The sequence below is a fragment of the Intestinibacter sp. genome (assembly GCF_034113885.1).
Lineage (GTDB): Bacteria > Bacillota > Clostridia > Peptostreptococcales > Peptostreptococcaceae > Intestinibacter.
In genome coordinates this window covers 1-10,799 of record NZ_JAXEWM010000185.1, presented here as the reverse complement: position 1 = coordinate 10,799, position 10,799 = coordinate 1, and the positions used below count along the sequence as shown (strand labels likewise).

At 31.3% G+C, this 10,799-nt stretch carries 8 protein-coding genes; all 8 read left to right on the top strand.

All coding sequences use genetic code 11. The annotated features are described in order from the left end of the window. Positions 1 to 129 precede the first annotated feature (129 nt). The 8 genes from SPD90_RS11625 (at position 130) to SPD90_RS11590 (ending at position 10,789) form a co-directional block, all read left to right on the top strand. A complete protein-coding gene (locus SPD90_RS11625) occupies positions 130 to 2,190 on the top strand; it encodes an efflux RND transporter permease subunit (protein ID WP_320925342.1) in 2,061 nt (686 codons plus the stop codon). Between the two features lie 13 nt (positions 2,191 to 2,203). Beyond that, positions 2,204 to 4,159 carry a hypothetical protein gene (locus tag SPD90_RS11620; protein ID WP_320925341.1) on the top strand — a complete coding sequence of 652 codons (1,956 nt, stop codon included), beginning with the start codon at positions 2,204 to 2,206 and terminating at the stop codon, positions 4,157 to 4,159. A 233-nt stretch (positions 4,160 to 4,392) separates the two neighbouring features. After that, positions 4,393 to 5,286: an acetamidase/formamidase family protein gene (locus tag SPD90_RS11615; protein WP_320925340.1), complete on the top strand. Its 894-nt coding sequence runs from the start codon at positions 4,393 to 4,395 to the stop codon at positions 5,284 to 5,286. A gap of 124 nt (positions 5,287 to 5,410) precedes the next feature. Beyond that, positions 5,411 to 6,352, top strand: coding sequence for an IS982 family transposase (locus SPD90_RS11610; protein WP_320925339.1), 942 nt, complete (start codon positions 5,411 to 5,413; stop codon positions 6,350 to 6,352). A gap of 192 nt (positions 6,353 to 6,544) precedes the next feature. Next, complete coding sequence (locus tag SPD90_RS11605) at positions 6,545 to 7,219, top strand: ABC transporter ATP-binding protein (RefSeq protein ID WP_320925338.1); 675 nt, start codon at positions 6,545 to 6,547, stop codon at positions 7,217 to 7,219. After that, positions 7,219 to 9,759 (top strand): FtsX-like permease family protein, encoded by a 2,541-nt coding sequence (locus tag SPD90_RS11600; RefSeq protein WP_320925337.1) that lies wholly within the window; start codon positions 7,219 to 7,221, stop codon positions 9,757 to 9,759. Before SPD90_RS11605 ends, SPD90_RS11600 begins: the two co-directional genes overlap by 1 nt. 100 nt (positions 9,760 to 9,859) lie before the next feature. Further along, on the top strand, positions 9,860 to 10,534 hold the full coding sequence (locus tag SPD90_RS11595; protein WP_320925336.1) for a response regulator transcription factor: 675 nt from the start codon (positions 9,860 to 9,862) through the stop codon (positions 10,532 to 10,534). Positions 10,535 to 10,537: 3 nt separating this feature from the next. Beyond that, positions 10,538 to 10,789, top strand: a complete 252-nt coding sequence (locus SPD90_RS11590) for a hypothetical protein (protein WP_320925335.1) — start codon at positions 10,538 to 10,540, stop codon at positions 10,787 to 10,789. Positions 10,790 to 10,799: the final 10 nt, after the last annotated feature.

Genomic DNA, 10,799 nt, shown 5'->3' with positions numbered 1-10,799 from the left:
TAAGAAATGAGTTAAGATCCGATAGGATTTTAAATAGAATTAAATTTTAGAAGAGTTGTTAATGTTCGGTAGATTACTTGAAAGTTTTCTATTAAATATTACAACTACATTATACAAGGAGGAGGGTATATGAGAAATTTTTATGAGAAAATTATTCATCATAAAAAATTAGTAATAGCAGTATTTGCTGTTGCAATAATTATTTCAGCAGTTTGCAGTACTATGGTAGGAGTAAACTACGATATGAATGACTATTTACCAGATGAAACTGCATCGACAGTAGCTTTAGATACCATGAATGAAGAATACGATATGAGCATTCCGAATGCCAGAGTTATGGTATCGGATTTAAGTATTGCAGAGGCACTTGAGATGAAGCAGAAATTATCGGACATAGACGGTGTTGAAGAAGTCACTTGGCTAGACGATGTTATAGACACAAATATACCTTTGGAAACAGCTGATAAGGAGGCTGTTGAGGATTATTATAAAGACAATAATGCATTATTTACAGTGACTATTGAAGAAGAAAAGAGAATAGAGGCTGTAAATGCAATTAGAGATTTAATAGGCGACGACAATTCGATGGAGGGTACAGCTGTCAATACAGCAGTTGCGACACAATCTACAACTAAAGAAATAAAGAGAATAATGATGTTAGCAATTCCAATTTGTTTGGTGGTTTTATGTATTACTTCACATTCATGGGTAGAACCGATATTATTGCTTGGAACAATAGGGGTAGCCATATTATTAAATAAAGGTAGTAACTTGATGTTTGGAACTATTTCCTTTGTAACAAATGCAGCTGGAGCAATATTGCAGCTTGCTGTATCTATGGATTATTCGATTTTCCTATTGCATCGTTTTGAGGAGATGAGAGCAGAGGGGCAGGATGTAGAAAATGCTATGGTAAATGCGCTTTGTAAATCGACAGGATCTATTTTATCGAGCGGCCTTACTACAGTGATAGGATTTGCGGCTCTTATACTTATGCAATTTAAAATTGGACCGGATATGGGGCTATCTATGGCAAAGGCAATTTTATTGAGCTTGATAACTGTTTTTGTATTATACCCAGTAATTTTACTGTATTGCTATCCATTGATAGATAAAACTAGACATAAATATATCATTCCTGATTTTGGCAAATTCGGAAAAGCTGTGACAAAAATGATGGTTCCAGCAGTTTTGATATTTTTATTATTAGTAGTACCTTGTAATCTAGGTCAACAAAAGAATTTCTTCTCATATGGATCTTCTCAAATATTTAGTACAAATACGCAAATTGGAAAGGATAGAGAAAAGATAGAAGATACTTTTGGAAAATCAAATAATTTAGTATTGATGGTCGAAAAGGGCAATTTAGAAAAGGAAACTGAGCTTAGCGATAAATTACATGAAATACCAGAGGTTACAAGTATAGTTTCTTATGTAGATAACGCAGGTGCTGAGGTGCCTATGGATTATGTTGATAATGATACTTTGAGCAAGCTGATATCTGATAATTACAGTAGAATGATTTTAACAGTAGATGCGGATTATGAAGGGGAAGAAACCTTTGAGCTTGTAAGAGAAATACGTTCGTTGGCTTCACAATACTACGATAATTATCATTTAGCTGGGGAAAGTGCAAGTACATATGATTTAATGGATACTATAACAAAGGATACTGTAAGCGTAAATTCTATAGCAATATGTGCAGTATTTGCTGTATTGTTACTTACTATGAAGTCAATATCTCTTCCAGCAATTTTAGTATTAGCAATAGAAACCGCTATATGGATAAATTTATCAATACCTTATTTCAAAGGAAGCTTCGTGTTCTATATTGCATATTTGATTATAAGCTCTGTTCAATTAGGAGCTACAGTTGACTATGCAATATTGCTTACAAGTAGATATATCGAAATTAGGGAATCAATGCCTAAGAAAGAAACCATTATAGAAACTGTTAGATCAACTACAGTATCAATTTTGACATCAGCATCAATACTTACAATCGCAGGGGCGTTGTTGTGGAAAATATCTACACATGGACTACTTAGTCAGTTAGGACTTTTATTGGCTAGAGGTACAGTTTTATCGACTATAATCGTATTGTTTGTAATTCCTGGAATGTTGTATTTATTTGATGGTTTAGTTCAAAAAACAACAAGAGCTATAGATTTTTATAAATTTAATGAATAGGAGAGTACGCGTTATGAAAAATTACAATAAATTTATTGCAATTACAATGGCAGGAGTATTGTGTGGTGCTAGTAGACTTACAACAGCTTCATTAGCGGCTGAAAAATCAACTGAAAAAGAAGAAGTAATATATGCAAACTTAAATCCATCTGGAGAAATAGAAGAAATTTATGCAGTAAATATATTCGATGATAAAGACATTGTGGATTATGGAATATACGAGGCAGTAAAAAACATGAACACAATGGATAAAATAAATTATTCAAACGGTAAGGTCACAATAAATAATTCATCAGATGAATTATACTATCAAGGTATGATGAAATCTGATACACAGCTACCATGGAATATAAATATCGAATATAAATTAGATGGAATGGAATATACAGCAGAGGAATTAGCAGGCAAAAGTGGTAAATTGGAAATCCAAATGGATATAACTGAAAACAAAAAAGCCAAAAAAGATTTCTTTGAAAACTATGCATTACAAGCATCTGTGCAATTAGATACAAATTTATGCAAAAACATAAAAAGTGAAGGTGCTACTATGGCAAATGTAGGTGCTTTAAAACAGCTTACTTACACAATTCTTCCAGATAATGAAAAGCATATAAAAATTACAGCAGATGTAGTTGATTTTGAAATGAATGAAATACAAATAAACGGGATAAACTTAAATCTAGATATAGACAAAGATTCTATAGACACATCATCTTTGACTGACGAAATTGAAACACTACAGGATGCAGTATCTGATTTAGACGATGGGGCTAACGATCTAAATGATGGAACAGGAAAATTAAAAAACGGTGCAGTCACTTTAGCTGATGGTATCAAAACTATACAAAGTGGATTAAATGAATTAAATTCAAAATCATCTGATTTAACTAGTGGCTCTAGCGAAGTATATAGTGCACTTAAGACAATACAATCATCACTTGACAATGTTTCTACCTCATCTAGTGATTTAGAAAAACTATCTTCTGCCTCTACTCAAATAAAATCAGGAATAGACAGCTTAGTAGGAGGATTAAAGACAGTTGATTCAAGTATAGACAAATACAACAGTAGTTTAAAAAATGCAGGAATCAGCAGTGGCTCAGAATTAGCAGCCAAAAACTTGGATGCAGCAGAAGCTCTAGGAATAACTAGTACTCAAAGAAAACTATACAGCGCCTATACATCAGGCGGAACTGATGGTGTCACAAAAGAAATTGCAATATTAGCTCAACAAGGAGACCAAGAAGCAATATCATTATATAAACAAGCTTCAGCAGGAAACACAGATGCAGTTATACAATATGTACAAACAGCAGGCAAATTAATTTCTATAGAAAAGCTTCTAAAAGCAGATGCATCATATATAGAAGGTAGCTCTCAGCTTATAAGTGGAATAGACAGTCAAATGAGTACATCTTCAGGTCAAACTACCTTGATGAGTGGAGCAATATCACTACAAAGCAACTATAAGCAATTTGACGACAGCATACAAGAATTAGTCAACTCATTAAATAATTTAATGGCAAATATGACACAATTAAAAGGCGGAATAGATAAGTTGACAAAGAATTACTCTGCATTAGATAGTGGAATAAAGGACTACACAAATGGAGTCAGCAAAATAACAAAGGGTTACACTAAGGTATATGAAGGTGCATTAGATTTAGTAAGTGGAACTAACGATTTATACAAAGGAACAAACGACCTTACTGATGGAACTGGTGAATTCAAGGATAAAACATCAGACCTTGACGGAAAAATAGACGATCAAATAGATTCTATGATAAAGAACTTCGCAGGCGATGACTTCGAAGTAAAATCATTTGTATCTGATAAAAATACAGATGTAGAATCAGTACAATTTGTAATAAAAACTGAAGCGATAGAAAAACCAGAAGTTCAAAAGGAAGAAAAGAAGGAAGAAACACTTACTTTCTGGCAAAAGTTATTAAGTATATTTGGTAAATAATTTTATTTAGAAATAGTTACTCTCTTTTAGATGAGCAGGCAAAACTTGCTTATTTGGAAGGGAGTATTTTATTTTAACGAAATGATATTTGAAGCTTAGAATGATAGTATTATGGTAAATTTCAATTAAGGCAAAATAAGTTATTATATCAAAGAAAAACATGTCAAACAAACTATTTATAATGCATGATATAATAAATTATATGAAGATATTAAAAATTACGGAGGAAAAATATGTATATAAAAAAAGAAGATTCAATAGTATCAATGTCACCTAATAACGAAGCAAAGCATCATTGTAAATCTGGAGACACAGTAGTATTCCAAACTTCAGATTGCTACAACGGCAGCATAAAAACTGAAAAGGATTTATTTCATCTAATAGATTATTCTAATATAAATCCAGCGACAGGACCTTTATACATAGATGGTGCAGAGTCTGGAGATGTTTTAAGAGTTGATATTTTAAAAATCGAGCTAGCTTCACAGGGAGCTATGTCATTAGCACCAGGCAGAGGTGCTCTAAAGGATTTTGTAGAAGAAGAACGCACAAAAATTATAAAAATAGAAGATGGATATGCAGTATTTAACGATACTCTTAAGTTCCCTATAAATCCTATGATAGGTGTAATCGGAACTGCCCCAAAGGAAGGTGCAATACTAAACGGAACACCAGGAGAACATGGCTCAAACATGGACTGCAATAAAATACAAGAGGGAACAAGCTTGTTTTTACCTGTAAATGTAGACGGTGCACTTTTGGCTATGGGAGACTTGCATGCAGTCATGGGCAATGGAGAATCTGCAACTTGCGGAATCGAAATCGACGGTGAGATAACTGTAAAGGTTACAGTTTTAAAGGATGCAGTAATGCCTACTCCTTTCCTTAAAACAAAGGATGAATACATAACTATCGCAGCAGGAAAAACTTTAGATGAAGCTAGTAGCCAGGCTTGCTTTAAAATGCTTGATTTCCTAAAGGCAACAGTGCCACTAGATATACACGAGCTTATAATGCTTTTATCAATTGCTGGAAATATGGAGGTCTGCCAAGTTGTAAACCCACTTAAGACAGCTCGTATGACAATGCCTATATGGTTGTTTGATAAATATAATGTAAGTATATAAAAAGTAAAAATGAGAACATATTTATTAGTTAACTCGTTGTGCTAGTTAATTTTTACAATAATAAAACTCCAACAAATATAGCACCCTAATATTATTAGCATCAATATAAAGGAGGGTTACTATAATGTTGGAGCTTAATAATTATTATATCCAAGAAATTGAAAATTTAACTGATTTATTTACTATAATTTATACAATAATTGATGATGTATATAAAGATATTATTCCTATAAGTATTAGAAATAGACGTAATATTAAGGAAAGTAAACTTTCAGATAGCGAAATAATCACTATAAGTATAGTTGGAGAACTTCTAACTATTGACTCAGAAAAAGCATTCTTCAGTTTATTGAGAAGAGAATATATAAAACTATTCCCTAAATTAGGAGATAGAACTAGATTTAATAGAACTAAACGGAATCTATATGCTGTAATTAAAGAAATACGAGAATATATTTCAGAATATATTCAATCACATTCTAATAATATAAGAATTATAGACAGCATGCCTATTCCTGTATGTGAGTTTGGTAGAGCTCATTTTAGTAAGTGCTTTAAAGGCGAAGCCTCTTATGGTAGATGTCCATCAAAGAAACAAACATATTTTGGATTTAAGTTTCATGCACTTACTACAGTAGACGGTTTCTTAACTGACTATGTTATAACTCCAGCCAATATAGATGATAGAGATACGGTGTGGGATTTATGTGATAAATATAATTCTATTTCTATTATAGGTGATAAAGGATATGTTAATAAAAGGCTAACGCCTGAGCTAAAAGGTGAAAGAGATATAAATTTATTATTCTTAAAAAGAGGTAATAGTAAAGATAACTATCCAAAAGAAATAAGACAACTAATATTTAAAGTCAGAAGAAGGATAGAAACTAGTTTTTCTCAATTAACAGAGCAATTAAATTTAAATAAAGTTAAAAGTAAATCAATGCTAGGATTTATAACTAGAACTTCGATAAAGATTTTAGCTCATAATATTTCTTTTTTAATAAATAAACTTATGGGAAATTATGATTCTATAGCTAAAATAAAAAGGTTAGTATTTGGTTAAAATTTACAAATACTAACCTACTAATAAGATATTATTTTTTGCAAAAATCAATTTACTTTATTTGGTAAAAAAATTAACTAGCACAATAGATTAGTTAAAAAATAATAGATATGTTCTTTTTATTTTGTCACAAGTTTGTCAGAAGTTTTATTTACAATATAAATATAAAATTAAATAATCGAGGTGATAAATATGAGTATACTAAAAGCTAATAACTTAATAAAAATATACGGAAAAGACGAAAATATGGTAAGCGCATTAAATGATGTCAGCTTAGAAATAGAGGAAGGAGAATTCGTAGCGATAGTCGGCACATCTGGAAGTGGGAAGTCCACACTTCTAAACATGCTGGGAGGCCTAGACACAATGACTAGAGGTGAGGTCTATATAAATGGCAAAAGGATAAACGATATGAATGACGAGGAGCTAACTATATTCAGAAGAAGAAATATAGGATTTATATTTCAAAACTACAATTTAGTTCCAATACTAAATGTATACGAAAACATAGTGCTTCCAATAGAGCTAGATGGAGTAAAAATCGATACAGAATACGTCGACTCGATAATTGAAATCCTTGGACTTAAAGACAAAATCACAAATATGCCTAACAATTTATCAGGAGGTCAACAGCAGAGAGTAGCAATAGCAAGGGCACTTGCGACAAAGCCAGCTATAATTCTAGCAGATGAGCCAACTGGAAACCTAGACAGCAAGACTAGTATGGATGTAATCGGACTACTTAAAATGACTAGTAACAAGTTCAATCAAACAATAGTTATGATCACACATAATGAAGAAATAGCACAGCTAGCAGATAGAGTTATAAGAATCGAGGATGGAAGAATCGTAAGAGGTGATGAGTAATGAAATTTGAAAATAACAACAAAAATATAATAAAGAAAATAACTAAATCATCACTAAAAGCTAACAAGACAAGAAATATTTTTGCAATTATAGCTATAATATTGACTACTTTTATGATTTCGAGCGTATTTACCTTGGGAATAAGCTTTGCAAAAAACTACAGAGTTATGAATTTAAGATATCAAGGTACTACTGCAACTACTTTTTTACCAAACCCTACTGACGAGCAGATAAAACAGATTAAAGACCTAAACATATCTGATGCAATAGGTGAAGAAATTTCAGTTGGAAATTTGAATCCAGATGAGCTATCTAAAAAAGGAAGAAATGTAGTTCTTCAATATATAGATAGAGAAAATTGGGATAAACAAATATCTCCAGCTATGGGTGAGATAAAGGGTGATTATCCTGAAGGTGAAAATGAAATTATGGTATCAGAGATGTCTAAAAAGCTACTAGACATAGAAGATACGCAAATAGGAGATAAGATAAAATTAACATATGAAGTAAATGGGAAAACTGAAGAAAAAGAATTTATTATAAGTGGGCAATTTAAAAATTACACAGAATCACTTGCATTCATGGAAAATGGGGCTAGTGTAATATATGTATCAGAGGATTTTGTGGCAAAGCACAATTTATCTCTAGAAGAAAACGGAATACTATCAATGACCTTTAAAAAGAGTGAAAAATACGGTTCAACAAATCTTTTAGAGGAAAATGTGGATTTAAAAAACAATCAAAAGTTTGAATTTAACTATGATGTAGAAGAAGATTCTAAGGATATAGAGATGTCAGCTATTATAGTAGTTGGACTTATTGGAGCATTCATGGTACTTAGTGGTTATTTATTGATCTACAATATTTTGTATATCGCTGTAACAAAGGATATTCAATTTTACGGTATGCTAAAAACTATCGGAGCTTCACCTAAGCAAATTAAAAAGATAGTAAGAGGTCAAGGTCTTAGATTATCTATAGTAGGGATACCAATAGGAATAATTATTTCGCTGGCTGTTTCATTTTTAGTTGTACCTTATGCAATAGAATCGTTTTGCTCAGGCACCTATTATGCAGATTTGATGCCTAATAATGTGCATTTTACACCATTAGTATTTGGAGGAACTATATTGTTTTCACTATTTACAGTTTTAATAAGCTGTAGAAAACCAGCTAAAATAGCGAGCAAAGTTTCACCTATAGAAGCATTAAATTACACAGGTGGGAAGCCTAAAAAACAAAAGAAAAATAGAAAATCAACTAATGGTGGAAAGCTATACAAGATGGCTTGGTATAATGTTTTTAGAGATAAGAAACGATCAATTTTAGTATTTTTATCATTATTTATGGGTATATTGACTTTTTTAAGTGTAAATACTTTTATGAATAGCTTGAGCGTCGATAATTATCAACAAAAATATTATCCAAATGATTTTGAACTTACAAATTATGGAGATAATATTTCTGAATTAAGCGATGAGGATATAGAAACGATAAAATCAATTAAAGGTGTAACTTCAGTAAAAGTAAACAAGGTCTCAAATTTACGAATGGATATGAATGAAGATGTTCTTATGCCTGCTTTAAAGGCTGGATATGAAAGATTCGCTACAGAGGAAAATACTTTAGACAATTATCTACAAAAGGTAAAGAAGGATCCAAGCAAACTTACTACATGGGTATCATTTGTAGACGATGAAACTATAGACAAATTTGAAAAATTAAATGACGATAAAATAGATGTAGAGGCATTTAAGCAAGGAAAAATAGCACTTACAAGTACATTCTACTATCCTAATTACGAAGAATTAGATTTTTCTAATCAACAAATTACATTTAGAAATTCAGATAGAACTAAGTCTGTTGATTTGGGAGTAAATATAGTTGAAGATAAAAATAATGTACTTAACTTTGGTAAAGAAAACGAAATAGGTATACCTATATTTTATATAAGTGAGTCCGTAATAGATAAAATCGACTGCGATATACTAAATAATATTGTAAAGGTCGATGTAAATCAAAAATACGAACCATCAGTAAAAAATAAGCTAAAGCTTATGGCTGAAGAAAGCAAGGATGTAAATTTAGAAGCAAGATCAGATGCAGTTGAAAACTTCGAACAAAGCATGATAATGATGAACATAATAGTTGGCGGGATTTCTATAATTTTGATATTTATAGGGATACTTAATTTTATAAATGTAATGGTCACAAATGTAAATACGAGATTGACAGAGCTTGCCGTAATTGAGAGCATAGGAATGACTAAAAGACAAATCAAGAAGATGCTGACTTTTGAAGGCTTGTATTATGCAGGTATAACGATATTTATGATAATGACCTTAGGTATGAGTGTCGTGTATATGATTTCAAAATTGATTAAAAATATGGTCGATTATGCAGAATTTGTATTCCCTACCAGTGCGTTGATTTTATTGGTAGTGCTTATATTGCTAGTTTGCACTATAACTCCTAGCGTTGTGTATAAACAAAGCTCTAAATCAAGCGTGACAGATAGACTTAGAAGAATAGAAAAATAGCTATATTTACGATAAAATGATAGAATTTAAGTAAATAATATTTATATCACGGATAATATACAATTTATTGTCCGTGATTTATTGTATTTAGGAGGAAGCTATGAAAAATATTTTAATTGTCGAGGATGACAAGCTTTTAAATAGAGGTGTGTCGTTTGCACTTAAAAAAGAAGGTTATAATACTATAAGTGTATATACTAAGCAGGAGGCGAAAAATGTTATATCTGAAAACCATATAGATTTTCTGCTTTTAGATATAGGTCTCCCAGATGGAAGCGGGCTAGATTTATGTAGCGAGATAAAAAATCAAATAGATTTTCCAGTCGTGTTTTTCACTGCAAATGATACAGAGGAGGATATGATAAGGGGATTTGAGAGTGGCTGTGACGACTATATATCAAAGCCTTTTTCAATAGAGGTGCTTAAATTTAAGATAAATGCAATTTTAAAAAGAAGCGATATAAAGGCTAAGAAATTATTTGTCTATAAGGAGTTGAAGATAGATTTTGACAGCAAAAAGGTATATAAGAGAAATGAAGAAATTAAGCTGAGCGTTACAGAATACAAGCTTTTAGAGCTACTTTGCAAAAACAAGGGAATAGCTATGACTAAGGAGGTTTTGCTAGATAAATTATGGGACTACAATGGAAATTATGTAGACGATAATACTTTATCTGTAAATGTCAGAAGACTCCGCAAAAAAATCGAGGATGACCCTAAAAATCCAGAGTACATAGTTACGTTGTTTGGAATAGGTTATATATTGGGAGAGTAGCTTATGATGAAGAGATTAAATATAGTAAATTTGATACTTAATTTTGTGATTTTCGTAGCTTGTTTATCGTTTAATATATGTATTTTTCTGTGGACAAAGGATTACGATATAAATATTTCGATTATAACTGTAGCTTTTACGCTGGCGATTTTTATTATATTTTATTTGCAAAAATTATTTTTTAAAAGATACACAAACGAGATACATGTCAAATTATCAGATATGCTAGAGAGTAACACTAATATGAGAGAATAAGAATATTTTA